Consider the following 16,788-nt stretch of genomic DNA (forward strand, 5'->3'; position numbering starts at 1 on the left):
GCTCCGCTGCACCCTCAGCACCTTGCACATCCGCTTCACCGCGTATTCTCCCTCGTGCGCTGCCATGAACATGTACTTCATGCGTCTTTCTTTGAGAAAATACTCACCACTTTTTTTAGGATCTCGCGCTCTTCGGCCATCTCCTTTAGCTCGCGCTGCAAGCGTTGGATTTCCCGTTTCGCCGCTTCCAAGTCACTTGGCTCTAGCCGTGGCGGTTCTTTCTCGCTCGTCACCATCTGGTATTTGGCCCGCCACTTCAACAGCATTCCCGGCGTGATCCCCAGTTCCCGTTCCAGCTGCCCCGCACTTTTTCCGCTGTTCTTCAGTAGTTCCAGCGCTTCTCGTTTGAACTCCGGCGTGTATGTCCGATATCGTTTGTCTCTCATTTCCTCGCTTCCTTCCCGTTTAGTTTACCGGATTCTCCCTTTTTCCGTGTCCACTTTTTCGGGGGAAGCCCAGACCTCTCCCTAAGAGGGAGAGGGATTAAGCCGTTTTTGATCCAGATGCCGCTTTTTCCAGAAGCCCCGAATTGCACGCCCTTCTCCCTCCGAGGGAGAAGGGTAGGGATGAGGGTTCGATTGAAATACGCTGTATGCGCCAGCGCTGACTCGGGTGTGCGCTCGTAGCCCGGCAGCAAACCGGGCGGCCGTCGGGCAATTATTGGGAAGCGCGCCTCGAAGCGGCGTTCGCCGGAAAAGATATCCCTGTGCGCCGGCCCTCCCGTTTCGATGGAGCCGGCCAGGGACACCACGCGATCGACGGCACGACCCTAAGGAATGGGTTTGGCCAGGAATAATTGATATCCGGAACTTAACTCTTCAACAAGGGGCAAGTCTCGGACGCTCTGCCACTCTTGCGGACAATTCTGGCAAATCACCGCGCAGGGTTTAAAGTTGGCTTTGGCGAATTTTCTCGTCGGCCCTGAAACGATCCATTCGATCTGCAAATCTTTACGCGGCGCATCCATCGCAACCCAGATCGGGTATTCGACCGAAGCGCCGGAAATCATCACGCCGATACTGGAACAATTGGCAGCCCGAATTCGCCCCAGCATTTCGTCATAGATTACTTTTGAATTACGAATGCTGGGCGAAAAATACAGGTCCTCTCGCGATTGCTGGAAGATCGATGGGTAATCGGTGTCGCCTGGTTTCTGGATCACCGGGCGTTCGACCAGATGCACCAGCCAGGTCCAGGACAGCGCTAGCAAGGTCAGCCCAACTACATCCAGACTCCAATCCGGTAAAAACCGGCCGAGCAGCACCCCGAACACGGGAGCAGAAAGCACAAAGAAGGGCAGGTGATAGCGACTGCCAAAAATCTGCCATTTGAACATGGCGCTGAAGAAAATGAAGGTCGAAATAACGATCAAAGTATAGAATACGACGTTCCTGCCCAACTTTTTTCCCAAAATGAGGGTGATCGGAAAACAGAACAATATCAAAACCGCATGCACGGGATTGCCGACATTATTCTCACTCAGATTCAGGGTAATTCTTCGATACGGGCCGATGGAGGTGGTGCGTGGATCATCCATATCCACACCAAGTTTCACATGGACCTTGAGCACAAACATCCACACCTCTTCGGTCACCTTTGGCCAGGGTGTGCCTGTTTGCAGGGCGGCATTTCGAGTGACGTTGGAGAGAATCCCTTGCGGGGTGAGTAAGGCATTGGCATGTTCGGAAACGTGCGTCGGATCGCTGATCAAATTATGATAAGTGAGATAGGTGCGCGAAATGTGGCCGGCCATCACGCTACACGCCAGAAGGATGGCCAGAACCGCCCATCCGATGGATCGTTTCCAGCCAACGCGCCGCACCAGGACAACCGCAAACAGAATTCCAAAAGGAAACAGATAGGCTGCTGCTATTTGTTTGGTCAAGACCGCCAGACCAGCCGCCAGGCTGGCCAGCGCAGGCATGCGCCAGTCGAATGATTCGGTAAGCGCGGCCAGAGTTTCGCTGGCCGCGCAGATCACCCAGAAGGTCACCACATAATCTGTCATGGTGCTGGACGCCTGGGCAATGCCCATTGGCAGCGTGACTGCGAATACGGCCGCAAAGAACTGCCCAATTTTTCTTGCGCCCAACTGAGCCGCCAGCACGCTCACTCCGATCAGACTTCCCAGCATGGCCAGCCATTCGACAAAATTGACCAGGCGATCGCTTTGCGCAAGCACGTAAAATTGCAACAGGATCATCTCTGCCCCGGGCGGCATGTTGTTTTGAGCGTACATACCGGTGGAGTAGAAATGGACAGCCTGATCTTGCGCCCAATGAGCCACTTTTGGCATGTGATAGGCCAATGAATCGATCGTGTTGGGCGGCGCGACCCAGGCGATGATCGCAGTCGCGATACAAATCACGCAAATAATCGATAACAGGATTGAATTTTGAACGGTCAACCGGACTTTAAGGCGTGAGAGGATGATGGGTTTTTTCTGTAATCGGTGAGTTATCGTCATCCATGCCGCACTTGCGACCAACCCTGCCATCCAAAACAAGGCCAATCCCACCTGGGTTACCCAATGAAAGAGGCTGAGCAGCTCTGTGCCAATCACCAGATACACTCCCCAGACCACCGCGGTACGCAGGAGAATTCTGCGCCGGTCGATTTCCGGGTTTCGGTTGTAGAGAAACAGAAAATAGCCACCGTACGTAAGCAGAGGTAGGATTGCTAGCATTTACACTCCAAACAGCCTGAATATTCGCAACAGAATAACTTCGTTTCGTAGAAGAGAATAACCTTTTACGCTATCCAGGAATCCCTGACCCGGCCAGCTCGCGAATCCGATCCGCCAATGCCTGGTTGACCGGGAAATGCTGCTCCAGGAAGGTCAGGATGGCCAGGGCTGACTCGGGTGTGCGCTCGTAGCCCGGCAGCATGCCGGGCAGCAGTTGGGCAATCACCGGGAAGCGCGCCTCGAAACGGCGTTCGCCGGAGAAAATATCTTTGGGGGCCGGCCCTTCCGTTTCGATGGAACCGGCCAGGTCCACCACCCGGTCGACGGCATAGCCCTGGATGAAGCGCGCCGCCGAAAGTTTTTCTCCGCGCCGATAACGGCACAACCCGACGTACAGGTTGGTAAGCGCCTCGCCCAGCAGCCAGTCCACCGATTTCTCTTCCGGCGCGCCGCCCGCCACCGTCGGGTTGGCGATGCTGTCCGGCACATCCGGGCGCTTCCAGACGATTCGCCCCGGCGCGTAGGGCACGCGCAGCAGTTCGCCGCGCTCGAATACCGCGAACTCGCAGAAGATGCCGTCTGCAAAGAGCAGTTTGAACCCGTCCACCGTGTTCCGGAAGGCGTAAACCACGGGGGCTACCTTCTCCAACCAATCGAGGTGGGTAATGTAATGCTCCTTCCAGCCCTCCTCGACCACGGCGAAGAAATCCAGATCCGAATAAGTGTCCAGGCGGTCGAGCTCGATGCCGACCGAGCCGCAGCTGATCAGGGCTTCGGCATGGCCGCTGTTCTCCAACGAACGGGCGATGGCTTCCAGGCGCGCCAACAAGACCTCAGGGCTGTTCATAGTATAACCTCCGAATACAGGTGTATTGTAGCGAAAATAAAACGGAAGGAACCGAAAAAGGGCCTTGTTTTTCCTGCTGTTGTTGTTATAATACAAATAACTTTGTGATGCAAAGTATATTTGATCACAAATGGAGGTAAGGATGTCAACTCCCCTCGATTTACGAAAGCTTGAAAAGAAGACTTTTCGCACGATCTACGAAGATGGCCTTTTGGATATCGACATCGCTGGCGTCGTCGCCAGTATGGCTTTGATGGCTTTCCTGCCGGAGGAGGATGCGGGCCGCTGGTTGCGCTACGGTTTGTTTTTTGGCGGGATGATTGCCAGCACATTAATTTATCAGCTTGGCAAGAAATTCATCACCGGACCGCGGCTGGGACAGGTCGTCTTCGGGCCGGCGCGCAAACGGCGCGGGGCCACCCTGGCCGCCATCCTGGGCGTCATCATCGTCATCCAGGCCCTGGTCGTTCTGGGTTCGGTGGTATTCTGGAACAACCCCGGATTGGCCCAGCGCCTGGGATTGGCCGTCTCACAGCCGCAGCAGGGAAAATTGCTGGTCGCGGTGATCGGCGCGCTGTTCGTCGGCCCGAGTATGACGTTGATGGCTTATTTCAATGATTTCCCGCGTGGCTACTACATCGCCGTGTTACTGTCGCTGGGGGTTTTCCTGCTCATCTGGTTCCGTTCGCCGCTGATGATGCTGGCGGCGGCCGTTCTGATCTTCATCCCGGGCGTGGTGTTGTTCATTCGCTTCCTGCGCAAATACCCGCTGCCCATCGATAAGGCGCCCCATGGCGAATGAGCAGTGGGTTCCGGATCTGTCAACCTTGAACGAGATCGACCGGCTGGTGCATGAGCCTGCCCGCCTGATGTTGATGGCGGTGCTGTACGTGGTCGAAAGCGCCGATTTCATCTTTTTGATGAACCAGACCGGAATGACCTGGGGCAACCTCTCGGCGCACATGAGCAAGTTGGAAGAGGCCGGCTACGTGAAGGTCGAAAAGACCTACAAAGGCAGGCGTCCCAACACGATTTTGCAGCTCACCCCGCAGGGGCGGGATGCTTTCCGCACCTACCGCAAGCGGATGCTGCAGGTATTGGACGATTTACCGGAATGACCGGGGTCAACCGCGAATCAGGTAAATCACGCCGACGATGACACCGATGGACACCACCATCCAGCGCAGGACGACGGGCTTGATTTTCCCGGCCAGTTTGCCGCCCAGCACGCCGCCCAACAGGGCGCACACTGCCATCACGCCCGCCGCCGGCCAGTTGACCTTGCCGGAGAACACGAAGAACACCGCAGCGGCGACATTGACCACCAGCGAAACGGATTGTTTGAGCGCGTTCAGTTTGGTGAGCGAATCCGAAAGCACCAGGCCCAACACGGCCAGCACGATCACGCTTAACCCGGCCCCGAAATAACCGCCGTAGACGGCCGCCAGCGCCACCGGCAGCACGCCCCAGATTTCCATCTTCGATACGTCCGCGCCAACCCCGGCGGCCCGGCGCAGCACCCAGTTGCGCAGCGGGTCGGAGACGGCCAGCAGCAGCGCAGCGGCCAGGATGAGGAATGGCACGACCGAACGGAACAGGCGCTCGCCGGTGTTGAGCAACAATAACGCGCCGGCGATCCCGCCGAAGATGGACGCCGGCAGGTAAAGGATGGCGCGTTTCTTCTGCGCGCGAATCTCATTCCACTGCGCCAGGGTGGCGCCCAGGTAGCCCGGGCAAAGCGCCACCGTGTTGGTGACGTTGGCCACCACCGCCGGAACGCCGACCATGGTGAGCATGGGGAAAGTGATCAGTGTGCCGCCGCCGGCCAGAGCGTTGACCATGCCGGCTGCGATCGCGGCCAGCCCGATGAGGAGATAATTGCCAGGATCGAGGATCAAAATGGTATGCCTGTAAATTTAATTTGAAATCATGGTAAGTATAACGAAGAAGCCGAAAAATGGGAGATGGATTGGCCGGTTTCCGGGGAGCGGAACGGATATTCGGGTGTTTTTATTTGAGGGGGAAATCGCAGCGGGTTGGAATCGCACTAGAAACTGCAACCCATCTGAAATTTACAATTCTGTATTTTCTATTGACTTTCGATTATTACGTGCTAACATGTATTCTTGTAAACACAAGTACACAAGTATACACGTTGTTCTCTTTCCCTTTCCCAAGAGGCAAGCATGCTGAATAAAGATGGCCCGATGCCCATTTTCTATCAGATTGCGAGCAATCTTCGCGAGTTGATCTACCGCGGCGATTATTCCCCTCGTCAAAAATTACCATCTGAAAATGAACTCGCGCTTCACTTTGGCGTGAGTCGCGTGACCATCCGGCACGCGCTGCTGGAGCTGGAGCAAAACCAGTTCATCTACCGCGAAAAGGGAAAGGGCACTTTCGTCGCGCCGCTGCCGTACAAGGGCTTTCTGGGATTTGGAAGTTTCTCGTACAAATGCCGCCTGCTGGGGCACACGCCGTCATCCAAAGTGATCCTCTTCGAGGAAAGACCCTCCATCCCCCCGGAAAGCGAAGGAATCTTCGCGATGCTTCAGGAGGAGTGCGAACTCAGGCCGTTTTATTACATCGAACGCATCCGCCTGATGGACGGGATTCCGGTTGCTTACGAAAACAACTACCTGCCCAAGCATCGCTATCCAGGCCTGGAAGAATTCAACCTGGAAACGCAGTCGCTCTACACCTTGATGGAAGAAAAATGGGGGATCATTCCGGCCAAGGCCGACCAATTCTTTTCCGTCGAGCTTGCCGATGAAACCACAGCCGGATACCTTCAACTTGACCCCGGACAGCCGTTGCTCAAGCTGGCGAGCATCGTGCAGACCGTCAAGAATGAGATGATCGAGTTTTCGGTCACCACGTACTGCCAACGCTTCTTACCCTATCACGTCCGCCAGCAAAGTTACCAGCTTTAATTCCTTATCCCGCATAGGAATAAGGTCCGACCCACCGGCTTTCGAATAAAGTCAAGGAGGCGCCACTGCACGATATTTCCCATTCGCATGTGAACTGAAGCTCGATGTTTTGACAAGATGAACCTTGTCGGGCAAAAGGACCAGAGATGAACGATATCTGGCTCTAGTATTCTTTTTGTCCCTTACCGGGATTATCGATGAATATGGAGAGGATAAAAGAAAATGAAGAGAATTGGTTCCTGCTTGTTAGCCGCTATGCTCATTTGTGTTTTTGTCCTGACGGCCTGCGCTCCGGCTGCCGCGACACAAACCCCCGCCGCAGCAACGGAAGCCCCGGCTGCCACCGAAGCTCCGGCCGCCACCGAGGCTCCCGCGGCGACTGAAGCTGCCACAACCGGCGCCCCCGTGACCCTGGAATTCTGGGCGTACGCCTCCATGGTCCAGAGCGGTTTTGGCGAGTACATGAAGGCCCAGATTGCTGACTTCGAAGCTTCCCATCCGAATGTAACCATCAATCTGACCGGGAAGAACGATGACGATCTTGTCGCCGGTCTGGTCACCAGCGCGGCCAGCGGCACCATGCCGGACGTGTACATTGACAGCACGGGCAACGGCGGCGCCCTGCTCGCAGCCGGCGCGGTGGGCAACATTTATGACCGCTGGATGGCAATGCCGCAAGATTTCCGCGACCAGTTCTATCCGGCCAATATCGCCATGGTTACACCGCAGGATGGTGTGATGTACGCCGTACCCTACACCGGTTATGGCAACCTGATGTATCGGAACCTGACTGTCCTGCGCGCGGCGGGCATCGATCCTTCACAGCCGGTGACCACCTGGGACGAATGGCTGGCCCAGATGAAGCAGATCACGGACGCTGGATATACCGCGATCCCGAATATGGCCACAACCTGGTTTGGATTTGGCAGCATTTATTCAGGCATCGCAACCCGGGATGAGTGGGGCATCGATTTCGCTAATAACAAGACCCTCATCAATCCGGATGAATGGGCGAAAACGGCTGAATTCCTTATCAAAGCGAAGCCCTATACTTCCGAACTACCCGCCCTGGATCAGGGTATGACTGACCAGTTCATTGCCAACCAGTTGGCCTACTACTTCTGCGGCGCCTGGTGCGATCCGACCTTCCAGGAAGCGAAGAAGACGAGCGGTCTGGATTACGATTGGGCTTTGATCCCAGGAGCTACCGCAGACAAGCACGGCGGCTGCAGCGGCTACGAACTGATGTCCATCAACACCAAGGGTGCGAATGCCGACCTGGCCTGGGAATTCCTGACCTTCATGGTCGGGAAAGACTCGATGACCAAGATGGCCGAAGCGGTTGGCCAGTACAATGCCAACAAGGCGGCCATGGAAGCTTCCGCTGCGAACAGCCCGTTGATCGCCATCACCATGAAGGCAGCCGAAGGCGCGATTTATAACACACCTCCGTTCTTCATCGAACCCTATCCCACCAATTACATCAGCACCATGCAGGACAACATGACCTCGATTTATGAAGGTCAAATGACCCCGGCAGAAGGCGCCGCGAAATTGATCGAAGACCTGAACGCCGTCGTCGCGGGACGCAATCAATAGAGTTGGTTCTTGATTAGCGGTAATTTTGGATAATTGGTGTCCCCCATTAATGGTTATTATTTCGGTGACCGGACACCCTGGAAAATGGGGGGGACGATTAAATCCCCCCCATTAGGCAGCTCAAGATGACTTTCGAAGAGCACGGCACGAAGCAACGAAGTCGATGCAAGTCGGCTCTCTTTATCGGATCGAGAATTTCAAATCTGATCCCGCTATATTGAAATTCGCTTTTCCAATCGTGATGACGGCGGGTATTTTCCAAAAGACCGGATCAAGCGAAAGTATCCACGGGTTTGGATCTGCAGGAGGTATTACGATGCATAGATGGTTTTCGAAAAACATCAAGCATTATCTAATGTTGGCGCCTTTTTTCGTTTTATTCGCCGTCTTCTTTATCTACCCGATTCTCTCGGGGTTCTACATCAGTTTCAACAAATGGGACAGCGTTCATCCGGCTCAGTTCGTCGGCCTGACGAATTACATCAATGTCATAAAATCCGCCAATTTTTCCAAGTCATTTCTAAATTTGATTAAATATGTAGGCTTAACCATCCCGATCAATATCCTGGTAGCCTTTGGTCTGGCTGTCCTGGTAAATAGTTTTAAAGGGGTATGGTCGAATATTTTCCGCAGCGCTTATTTTCTGCCGACCATGATGCCGCTCTTTCTGGCGGCTTCGATCTGGCGCTGGTTGTATGCGCCGGATGTAGGTTTTATCAATGTAATTCTGGGACGATTTGGGATCGACAGTGTGGGCTGGCTGACCAATCCCAAGATCATGATCTTTTCGTTGATCATCGTGGACGTCTGGATTTCAGCCGGTTTCAATATGATCATCCTGCTCACCGGGCTCAAGAATATCCCGGATGTTTATTACGACGCGGCCAAGGTGGACGGGGCCAACAAATTCCAGGAAATCTTCTACATTACCATCCCACAGCTCGAGCCGATCCTGTTCCTGGTCATCGTATATGGGTTTATTTCCGCCTTGCAGGTTTTCGATGCGCCCTGGTTATTGACGACTTCAAGTTATACCGCTTATGGCGGACGATCACAGGCTTTAATGTTTCCGGTCATGGATTTGATGGGCCGCGCCTTCAGCGGTTTAAAGTTTGGACCCGCCTCTGCGTATGGCTTCATCCTAACGACCTTCATCATGGTCTTGACATCCATCCAGTTCGCCTTACGCAAGCGCAACCAGGCCTGAGCGTAAAAGAGGTTCCTTATGATCAGTAGATATTCTCATAAAATCATACCCAGCCAGGTCCTTAAATGGATCGTCGCCATGATCATCCTGATTGTGATGGTGTTTCCGATCTGGTGGATGTTCAACGTCGTTTTTACCGAACCTGGCGTCCCGATTTCGATCAATCCGCGCTTATATCCATCCTCCCTCCAGGCGGGTATCGACAATATTTCTCAGGTGCTTTCCGACTCGAAAATCTTGCATGCTTTCCTGATCTCCATTGGTTATGTGGTCTTTCAGGTGATTGGCATTTTGCTGCTTTCCTCGATGGCGGCTTTTGAATTCGCTTTGTTCAAATTCCCGGGCAAGCGATTCTTGTTCATGCTGGCGCTTTTATCCATGATGATCCCAGCAGCAGTGACGCTCGTCCCAACCTACCTTTTGGTTGTAAAGATCGGTTGGCTGAACACACTCCAGGGCTTGGTTGTGCCGGGGCTGGCATCGGCTTTCGGCCTGTTTATGATGACCCAGTTCATGGAGAATCTGCCGCGCGAACTCTTCGACGCCGGGGAAATCGATGGGCTCAATCATTTCGGCCTCTTCTGGCAGATTGCGCTGCCCCTATCGAAGAATGCGATCATCACCCTGGCCATCCTACAATTCGTGCGCACCTGGGGAAATTACATCTGGCCGCTGGTCATTGCTTCGAACCAGCAGGCCTACACCATCAGTCAGGTCGTAGGTTTATACAACAATCCCATGACCTATACGACGGTCAACGTCATCATGGCGACCAACCTGCTGGCTACATTGCCAACCATCCTCTTCTACTTCTTCTTCCAACGCTTCATCCTGGAAGGGATCGCCATGACGGGCATCAAAGGCTAGCCGCTTTATCGACCTGGAGTTTTCCAGGCTTATCCATGGAATCATTTCATTAACGTGAGAGGTAACTATGACGTCAAGAATCGATCAGAAAAAGTTATTCGAATACTGCCGAATCCCGGTGGACCAATTGGAGAATCACCCCGATTCGCGCATCAAGATCAAGATCTTTGATAAAAGCACCCAGACCATGGAATTCGCCGGCAACATGATGACCGAAGAGGTCATCGCCAACAACAAGGCCGGCAAGCCAACCCGCTGGGTGCTGCCGGCCGGCCCAAGCGAGCAATATGAGACCTTTATTCGCCGCGTGAACACCGAAAGAATCAGCCTGAAGAACGTGCACGTTTGCCTGATGGACGACGTTTTGGATTGGAACTGCCGGCCGTTTCCCCTGGATCACCGGTATTTCAGCGCCGAGGGACGCATGCTGCGCGGCTTCTTCAGCCGCTTCGATCCGGAGCTGGCCATCCCGCCCGAGCAGGTCCATTTCCCGCGCTATAATGACCTGGATGCGATGGACGAAACTGTCGATCGGATGGGCGGGTTCGACACCGTTTACGGCGGATTGGGCTTTACCGGGCTGGTCGCTTACTGCGAAGCGCCGCGTTCCCCCTGGTACTCGGTCACCGAAGAAGATTACTGCCAGATGAAGACCCGCATCTTTCCCATCAACGAGGATACGATCATCGCTTCAGCCGAGCGCAGGTTCGGCGGCCTGACCCACATGATGCCGCCGTTGGCCATCTCGATCGGTTTCAAATCGCTTCTCAAGACCCAACGGGTGGTATTCATGAGCACGACCGGCGCCTGGAAACGGACCGCGGTGCGCGTGCTGATGTTCTGCGAGCCAACGGTGGAATATCCGGCGACCCTGTTTACCGATAAGGTCGAGGTCACTTTACTGACCGACCGCAACACGGCCGCCTGCCCGCTTTCGGATTAGCCTGGAAAGGATATCGATCATGGGATCATCCCCGGATATCGTGGTGCTGGGACATCATGGCTGCGGCACGAGCATCGTGCGCGTGCACCATATCCCGGTCGCGGGTGAGACGATCACCGCCTGGGACAGCCAGCACGTGAAGGACGGCGGGAAGGGTTCGCACCAGGCCATCGTGATCAGCCGGCTGGGCGGCAATTCGGCGTTTATCGGTAAGATCGGCAGCGATGAGATGAGCGAGGCTTCGCGGGAATGGCTGGTGGAGGATAAGGTCAACATCCGGCATCTCCTGCGCAGCGACCTGAAGATGCCGAAGGCCGGCCTCATCATGATGGACGACAACGGCGTCAATACCATCGTCAGCAGTAAAGGCGTGCGCAACACCCTGACCTTCGAAGAGGTCAGGCCCTGCATCGAGGACTTTAAATCCGCGAAGATGTTCATCACGGGTTTTGAGATCCCTGAAAAAACCGCGCTGGCTTCGGCAAAACTGGCCAAGGAACTGGGCATGTTCGTCATTTTGAACCCCGCGCCGGCCCCGGAGGAACCGATGGGCGTCCTGGACTACGTCGACGTCATCATCCCCAACGAAACCGAAGCCAAGAGCATCGTCGGCATCGATCTGCACGCTGAGATCGACCCGATCGAGGTCGCCAAAAAGATCCGGGAGATGTACAAGGTGGGCGTGGTGATCATCACCATGGGCGGGAGCGGCGTCTTCGGTTACGACGGCCGGGATTCCTGGAGCTTGCCGCCGGTTCCGGTCGACGTGGTCAATACCACCGGCGCAGGTGATGCCTTCATCGGCAGTTTTTCCTGGGCGTTATTCAACGGCAAATCCATCCCGGAAGCCATGCAATGGGGCAACTATTACGCGGCCCTGTCGGTCACCCGCGCAGGAACCATCACTTCCTTCCCGTATTTGGACGAGGTCGAGGCTTTCATCAAGGAACGCAAACAAGGTTAGCGCCTGTCCCGCGCAAGAAAGTAAGTCGCCCCGGCAGTTCAAAATTGCCGGGGCGCGCCTTCGGGCGGCCACCCTTCTTTATCGATTATCCGGGCCGGATCTCGCGGGAAAGCTCAGGAAGACCGGCAAGATTTAAAGGAAAAGGAATGACAAATTTCGATCGGATCAAGAATCGATTCCCGAATGGAGAAGTTCGGACTGAACCGCCTTTCTACATGGTGGAGGCGATCGCGGACATTCCCGGCTGCCTGGAAGCCTGTATGAGCGCTGACCGGCTGGACTCGATGCGCGCGGCGCTGCAGAAATTGAAGGTGACCCGCGTCATCGCCATGGGATGCGGGACGTCCTTCAATTCGTGCCAGGCGGTGGCTTCGGCCTGCCATACGTTATTGAACATCCCAACCGCGGCTTACGACGCGTTCGATTTCTGCCTGGAAGAGTCGCCGGAAGTTGACGCATCGACCCTGGCGATTTCGATCAGCCATTCCGGCGAGACGCTGATCACCTGCCAGGCGCAGGAAAAAGCCAGAGGGCTGAAGGCGTTCACGATCGGGATTTCCGGCGACGCGGGGTCGCGTCTGGCCCGATCGGCCGACCTGGCTCTGACGGACCCGTACGGGCAGGAGACTCCCTTCGGAAAGACGCGCAGCTACCTCAGCAATGCCTTCCTTGGAATCCTGGCAGCGCTGGCAACGGCTCCGGCCGAAACCCAGGGGGAATTCCTGGGCCACGCCCGCCAGATGACCGGCCTGCTGCGCCAGAACATGAAGACCTGGGAAAGCGCTGCCAGGGTTATCGCCGAAGAGTGGCGCGGTGCGACCACCCATTACCATCTCACCGGCTATGGCATTCAGAAGGGCAACGCCGATGAAATCGGTTTGAAGATCATGGAAGTCCTCGGCGAGAGCGCGACCAGCCTGGGGCTGGAGGAGTTCATGCACGGCCCGTATGCCAGCTTCCGCAAGGACATGGGCATCTTGATCTTCCAGACCGATCCAAGGTCGCTGGAAAAGGCCTTGATGGTCGCCCGGGGCGTGGCCATCTCGGGCGCAAAAGGGGTGGTGATCACGGACCGGGTGGACGCGAGCTGGCCTGAAAATGTGAAGGTCATCGGACTGCCGTGCGTCGAACAGCCCCGGCAACTGGCGCTGTTCCCGGCGGCCATGGCAGCCCAATATCTGGTCTACTTCCTGGCACTCAGTAAGGGGATGATCCCGGACATCAACGGCTTCGAGTTCCACCCCGAACTGCGGAACGTGGTCGACATTTTCTTCCCGCCGGGCACACATTGAGTCTGGTTCAGGAAACGGGCATGAATTTACTGGGTATCGATATCGGGCGCACATCGATCAAATACGGCCGGGTCCGGCTGGAGAACGGGATCGAAGTCATGGATTTCGACCAGATCCCGATTTCGCAGACTTCGCGCTACGCCGGCTACCGGGACGCGTTGATTCACCTGCTGCGGACGGTGCCCGGTTTTCGAGCCGTTGGGGTGGGTTTCCCGTGCGTGATCCGCCAGAACCGGGTTTACAGCCGGGACGTCGATTTCGACGGAATCTGGTCCGAAGTCCAGGCGTTTCTGGAGCCGTCCGGGGCGCCCTGTTTCGCGCTCAACGACGCCGACGCGGCCGGGATGGCCGAAATCACGCGTCCGGAAGCCGGGGACCTGCGCCGCGGGGCGACGATCGTGCTGACCCTGGGCACGGGGATCGGCTCGGCAATCTTCCTGGATGGGAAGCTGCTCCCCAACACCGAACTGGGCCGCATCGAGTTACACGGCGGGCTGGCCGAGCAGTACTGCGCGGCTTCGGTGCGCACGCGGGAGGGCTTGTCTTTCGAGGCCTGGGCCGGCCGTTTGCAGGAATACCTGGCCGAAGTGGACGAACTGTTCGCGCCGGATCACCTGGTGCTGGGCGGCGGGATCAGCGCGGATTTCGAGCAGTACCGCGCGGGTTTGAAGACCCACGCCGATCTGCGCCCGGCGCACTACTGCAACCAGGCCGGCGTCATTGGCGCGGCCATGTTCGCGGCAGGGCGTTTGCAGGATGGCGTTGGATAAGAAATAAATCTGGCCGATTTAGAGATCGACTGCCATTCGCCGGCAGGCTCACGAGCCTGCCGGTTTTTCGTTGACTACGAATTTCGTACCCACACGTAGCGCCCGGTGATGTACTCCCACCAGGATCGCAATTCCGGGAAGGGGCGCACATCGAAGCGGCCGAACAGTTCTTCGCTGAAGGCGGGGATGAAGCGGCCTGCGTCCTTCACCAAACGCTGCCAGACGCCGGTGGCGCTTTCGCCCAGCGAGCGCAACCGCGGCGAGGTGACGCGCCTGAAATCCTGATTGTGGGCCGGAGAGATGTGCATCAGGCTGACCATATCCACGCCGAGTTCACGGGCTTTTTCCATTTCGTGGGCCAGGAACTGCTGGCGCATCAACTGGTAGAAGGGCTCGAAGAAAAGCGCCTCATAGGCCGGCAGGGCGGTTTTGTCCAGCGGGCAATCCGGCGCTTCGAACAAGTACCGGTAAATGTCCGCCCGGCTAACCCCGCTGGCGGCAATTTGCAGATCGGTGCCGGCGTACGATTCGGTGTATTTCCATTCGATCAGCACGACCTGAATGCTCCCATCCAGGCGTTTGAAACGCACAGCGGCATCGGCGCTGGTGAAGTTGGCGCCGCGGCTGCGTGGTTTGCCAGGGTTCTTTTGCTCGTGCAGATAATCGCGATCACCGATCCACTCGAAAGCCACAAAGCGGCCGTCCTCGACCGGCAGCATTTCGGCCAGGTCCGGGAAGCGCGGTTTCAGCAAAGCCGCCAGGGCCCGGGGCTGGTGAGCGAAGGCATCCAGAAAATTGACGCAGCAGACCTGCGAATCGCACAGGTGATGGCTGGGATTGTGATCCTGTCCGTCGTGCCATTGGATCGCATGGGCGGTGAAGTAATCGATGGCATCCTGGCGGATGCCGGCGAACAGATTTTCGGCGGCGCACTCGCGTGGCAGACAGAAGGGGTAAGCGTGATTTTTGTAGATGCCATCCGCCCGGGCGGCTGCGGAGAAATGGTCGCCGTGTTTGAACAGCGTTTGCAAAGGTTTTTCGGATGTGCGGAATGTGGGCATGATGCTCTTTTTTCGAATGAATTATTCTACGTGGCGCAAAGGTGAAATTTATTGTTCGAAGAAGCTGTTGTCTATAAAAAATAATCGATCGATGATTTACGGATTCGATTGTAAGCTGATATTAGCATGAATCTGAAAATCGCCGCTCCTCTCGGGCGGGCGGTTTTCAGCCGGTTGTGAAATATTGGCTCTACAATATAAATCGAATTCGCTGCAGCGAAATCATGGTCTGAAACAGGATCGTTCCGGCCAGGATGAAGAACAGTGCGTTGCTTTTGACCTGCCTCGCCATAAAAAGGGCGGCCGGCACCTGAAAGAAGACGGCCAGGTAGATCCACAGGCGGGTAACCTCGCCGCGGTTGATCCCGAGGAACAGCACGGCACCGAAGGTGAGGATCAGGCCGCAGGTGTAGAACCACTCCAACGGCCAGCGGCGCGCGCCCCGGATGATCTCTTTCCAGCGCGCGAGAAGATCGAAGGCGCAGTAAACGAACACCATCCCGACCGGCAGCCCGACCGCGTAGAAGAATTCCTTGACGTTTTCGCGGAGCCAGACCACGTAGCCGCGATGCTCTCGATCGTTGAAATCGCTGGCATCGGTCCATATATGCTGGAAGGCCTGCCACAGGTCGAATGAGAAGATCCACCAGAACAGGAGATAGGTCGCGGCGAAGGAAAGGAGCGGGATGAGCACCAGGCCGGCGATTTCCTTCCAGGTGATCTTCCGATGGACGATGGCGTGCGCCAGGATGCCGGCGAACAGGATGCCCGTCACCAGCGGGGAAGGCTCGAAAAGGACCAGAATGTAGAGCGATATGCCCAGCAGGATCAGATACCGTCGTTTTTTGGTGTTCAGGTAGGCCAGGAAAAGGTACAGGCTCAGCAGGATGAAAACGGGCGTGACGGTATTCAGGATGGGTAAAAATTCCTGTTTGGCCGGGATCAGCGTATAGAGCACGAAGGCATACAGGGCCGTCCGCCGATCCTGAAACAGGAATTTGCAAATGCCGTAGAGCAGCAGCCCACCCAGGCTCGAAACGGCGATGATCAGATATCCCAGGACCTGGGGGTCTTTCGAGAACAGGGTCAGGAATTGAAATAGCAGGATCTTTCCCGGCATGTTGGTGCGGGCGTGCAGCGGAAGGTCTGGCGCCAGGGTGGAGAACTGCGACAGGATCTCGCCCGGAGAATGCTCCAGCGCGGCCGTGTAAAAAGAATTGGCAATGTCACTGCTGACGATCCGATCCATGCGGATGGGATAGATGCTTTGTAAAATGACCTGGAGGCCGACCGCGATGAGGAAACATCCGATCAGGGTGATCTTTTCATGGTCCCGGATCATCCGGCTGCCGAGGAAAATGAGCATGCCGATCAGGCTAAAACCGGCCGCCGGTATCCAGAGCGGCAGCGACGCTTTTTGGTCCAAATAGCCGTACACCCAGTTCCCGCCACCGGAGCCTAAGACGATATTTTTCGAGATGATCAGATAGATGAATATGCCGCTGATCACGCAAAACGTAAGAATTAAGGAAAAAGCGTGCGCAGGTGAAAGCCTGTCTGGCGAAGATGGTTCGTCCATGATGGATCCCCTTCGGAGAATATTTTTCAAGGTAACTGGC

The 16,788-nt window shown here is 56.0% G+C and carries 16 protein-coding genes; 10 read left to right on the forward strand and 6 right to left on the reverse strand.

Going from position 1 to position 16,788, the window contains the following annotated elements; translation table 11 throughout:
- Positions 1 to 77: 77 nt before the first annotated feature.
- The 3 genes from LARV_RS04025 to LARV_RS04040 form a co-directional block, all read right to left on the reverse strand.
- On the reverse strand, positions 78 to 386 hold the full coding sequence (locus LARV_RS04025; RefSeq protein WP_075072109.1) for a transposase: 309 nt from the start codon (positions 384 to 386) through the stop codon (positions 78 to 80).
- Positions 387 to 769: 383 nt separating this feature from the next.
- Positions 770 to 2,686 (reverse strand): hypothetical protein, encoded by a 1,917-nt coding sequence (locus LARV_RS04035; RefSeq protein WP_075072428.1) that lies wholly within the window; start codon positions 2,684 to 2,686, stop codon positions 770 to 772.
- Positions 2,687 to 2,756: 70 nt separating this feature from the next.
- The gene (locus LARV_RS04040; RefSeq protein ID WP_075072429.1) at positions 2,757 to 3,533 is read right to left on the reverse strand and encodes a hypothetical protein; all 777 of its coding nucleotides are present in this window, start codon (positions 3,531 to 3,533) and stop codon (positions 2,757 to 2,759) included.
- Between the two features lie 142 nt (positions 3,534 to 3,675).
- Here LARV_RS04040 and LARV_RS04045 point away from each other — a divergent pair, with 142 nt between their 5' ends.
- Together LARV_RS04045 and LARV_RS04050 are read left to right on the forward strand one after the other, a co-directional pair.
- On the forward strand, positions 3,676 to 4,335 hold the full coding sequence (locus tag LARV_RS04045) for a hypothetical protein (RefSeq protein WP_075072430.1): 660 nt from the start codon (positions 3,676 to 3,678) through the stop codon (positions 4,333 to 4,335).
- Positions 4,325 to 4,651 (forward strand): winged helix-turn-helix domain-containing protein, encoded by a 327-nt coding sequence (locus LARV_RS04050; RefSeq protein WP_075072431.1) that lies wholly within the window; start codon positions 4,325 to 4,327, stop codon positions 4,649 to 4,651. The genes LARV_RS04045 and LARV_RS04050 overlap by 11 nt, the downstream gene beginning before the upstream one ends.
- A gap of 6 nt (positions 4,652 to 4,657) precedes the next feature.
- Here the strand turns inward: LARV_RS04050 and LARV_RS04055 are convergent, their stop codons facing one another.
- Positions 4,658 to 5,428: a sulfite exporter TauE/SafE family protein gene (locus LARV_RS04055; protein ID WP_075075105.1), complete on the reverse strand. Its 771-nt coding sequence runs from the start codon at positions 5,426 to 5,428 to the stop codon at positions 4,658 to 4,660.
- A 291-nt stretch (positions 5,429 to 5,719) separates the two neighbouring features.
- On the opposite strand from LARV_RS04055, the gene LARV_RS04060 reads away from it, so the two are divergent.
- The 8 genes from LARV_RS04060 to LARV_RS04095 all read left to right on the forward strand — a co-directional run bounded on the left by LARV_RS04060 (position 5,720) and on the right by LARV_RS04095 (position 14,108).
- Positions 5,720 to 6,466 (forward strand): GntR family transcriptional regulator, encoded by a 747-nt coding sequence (locus LARV_RS04060; protein ID WP_075072432.1) that lies wholly within the window; start codon positions 5,720 to 5,722, stop codon positions 6,464 to 6,466.
- Positions 6,467 to 6,688: 222 nt separating this feature from the next.
- Positions 6,689 to 8,065, forward strand: a complete 1,377-nt coding sequence (locus LARV_RS04065; protein ID WP_152031685.1) for an extracellular solute-binding protein — start codon at positions 6,689 to 6,691, stop codon at positions 8,063 to 8,065.
- Positions 8,066 to 8,381: 316 nt separating this feature from the next.
- Complete coding sequence (locus LARV_RS04070; protein ID WP_075072433.1) at positions 8,382 to 9,272, forward strand: carbohydrate ABC transporter permease; 891 nt, start codon at positions 8,382 to 8,384, stop codon at positions 9,270 to 9,272.
- An 18-nt stretch (positions 9,273 to 9,290) separates the two neighbouring features.
- On the forward strand, positions 9,291 to 10,139 hold the full coding sequence (locus LARV_RS04075) for a carbohydrate ABC transporter permease (protein ID WP_075072434.1): 849 nt from the start codon (positions 9,291 to 9,293) through the stop codon (positions 10,137 to 10,139).
- Between the two features lie 67 nt (positions 10,140 to 10,206).
- Positions 10,207 to 11,082, forward strand: coding sequence for a 6-phosphogluconolactonase (locus LARV_RS04080; RefSeq protein WP_075072435.1), 876 nt, complete (start codon positions 10,207 to 10,209; stop codon positions 11,080 to 11,082).
- A gap of 19 nt (positions 11,083 to 11,101) precedes the next feature.
- On the forward strand, positions 11,102 to 12,046 hold the full coding sequence (locus LARV_RS04085; RefSeq protein ID WP_075072436.1) for a ribokinase: 945 nt from the start codon (positions 11,102 to 11,104) through the stop codon (positions 12,044 to 12,046).
- A 146-nt stretch (positions 12,047 to 12,192) separates the two neighbouring features.
- Positions 12,193 to 13,338 (forward strand): SIS domain-containing protein, encoded by a 1,146-nt coding sequence (locus LARV_RS04090; protein ID WP_075072437.1) that lies wholly within the window; start codon positions 12,193 to 12,195, stop codon positions 13,336 to 13,338.
- A gap of 20 nt (positions 13,339 to 13,358) precedes the next feature.
- Positions 13,359 to 14,108, forward strand: a complete 750-nt coding sequence (locus LARV_RS04095) for an ROK family protein (protein ID WP_075072438.1) — start codon at positions 13,359 to 13,361, stop codon at positions 14,106 to 14,108.
- 74 nt (positions 14,109 to 14,182) lie between these two features.
- Here the strand turns inward: LARV_RS04095 and LARV_RS04100 are convergent, their stop codons facing one another.
- Entirely contained in the window at positions 14,183 to 15,169 is a 987-nt protein-coding gene (locus LARV_RS04100) for a PGN_0703 family putative restriction endonuclease (protein ID WP_075072439.1), read from the reverse strand.
- 190 nt (positions 15,170 to 15,359) lie between these two features.
- Positions 15,360 to 16,748, reverse strand: a complete 1,389-nt coding sequence (locus LARV_RS04105; RefSeq protein WP_075072440.1) for a hypothetical protein — start codon at positions 16,746 to 16,748, stop codon at positions 15,360 to 15,362.
- Between the last annotated feature and the right edge of the window lie 40 nt (positions 16,749 to 16,788).

Source organism: Longilinea arvoryzae (assembly GCF_001050235.1).
Classification (GTDB): Bacteria; Chloroflexota; Anaerolineae; order Anaerolineales; family Anaerolineaceae; genus Longilinea; species Longilinea arvoryzae.

What these genes read in the sequence shown, in the direction of transcription:
- LARV_RS04075 (WP_075072434.1), top strand. Translation starts at nt 9,291, where the DNA reads ATGATCAGTAGATATTCTCATAAAATCATACCCAGCCAGGTCCTTAAA.
- LARV_RS04025 (WP_075072109.1), bottom strand. Translation starts at nt 386, where the DNA reads ATGAGAGACAAACGATATCGGACATACACGCCGGAGTTCAAACGAGAA.
- LARV_RS04095 (WP_075072438.1), top strand. Translation starts at nt 13,359, where the DNA reads ATGAATTTACTGGGTATCGATATCGGGCGCACATCGATCAAATACGGC.
- LARV_RS04060 (WP_075072432.1), top strand. Translation starts at nt 5,720, where the DNA reads ATGCTGAATAAAGATGGCCCGATGCCCATTTTCTATCAGATTGCGAGC.
- LARV_RS04040 (WP_075072429.1), bottom strand. Translation starts at nt 3,533, where the DNA reads ATGAACAGCCCTGAGGTCTTGTTGGCGCGCCTGGAAGCCATCGCCCGT.
- LARV_RS04105 (WP_075072440.1), bottom strand. Translation starts at nt 16,748, where the DNA reads ATGGACGAACCATCTTCGCCAGACAGGCTTTCACCTGCGCACGCTTTT.
- LARV_RS04085 (WP_075072436.1), top strand. Translation starts at nt 11,102, where the DNA reads ATGGGATCATCCCCGGATATCGTGGTGCTGGGACATCATGGCTGCGGC.
- LARV_RS04100 (WP_075072439.1), bottom strand. Translation starts at nt 15,169, where the DNA reads ATGCCCACATTCCGCACATCCGAAAAACCTTTGCAAACGCTGTTCAAA.
- LARV_RS04070 (WP_075072433.1), top strand. Translation starts at nt 8,382, where the DNA reads ATGCATAGATGGTTTTCGAAAAACATCAAGCATTATCTAATGTTGGCG.
- LARV_RS04065 (WP_152031685.1), top strand. Translation starts at nt 6,689, where the DNA reads ATGAAGAGAATTGGTTCCTGCTTGTTAGCCGCTATGCTCATTTGTGTT.
- LARV_RS04050 (WP_075072431.1), top strand. Translation starts at nt 4,325, where the DNA reads ATGGCGAATGAGCAGTGGGTTCCGGATCTGTCAACCTTGAACGAGATC.
- LARV_RS04080 (WP_075072435.1), top strand. Translation starts at nt 10,207, where the DNA reads ATGACGTCAAGAATCGATCAGAAAAAGTTATTCGAATACTGCCGAATC.
- LARV_RS04090 (WP_075072437.1), top strand. Translation starts at nt 12,193, where the DNA reads ATGACAAATTTCGATCGGATCAAGAATCGATTCCCGAATGGAGAAGTT.
- LARV_RS04035 (WP_075072428.1), bottom strand. Translation starts at nt 2,686, where the DNA reads ATGCTAGCAATCCTACCTCTGCTTACGTACGGTGGCTATTTTCTGTTT.
- LARV_RS04045 (WP_075072430.1), top strand. Translation starts at nt 3,676, where the DNA reads ATGTCAACTCCCCTCGATTTACGAAAGCTTGAAAAGAAGACTTTTCGC.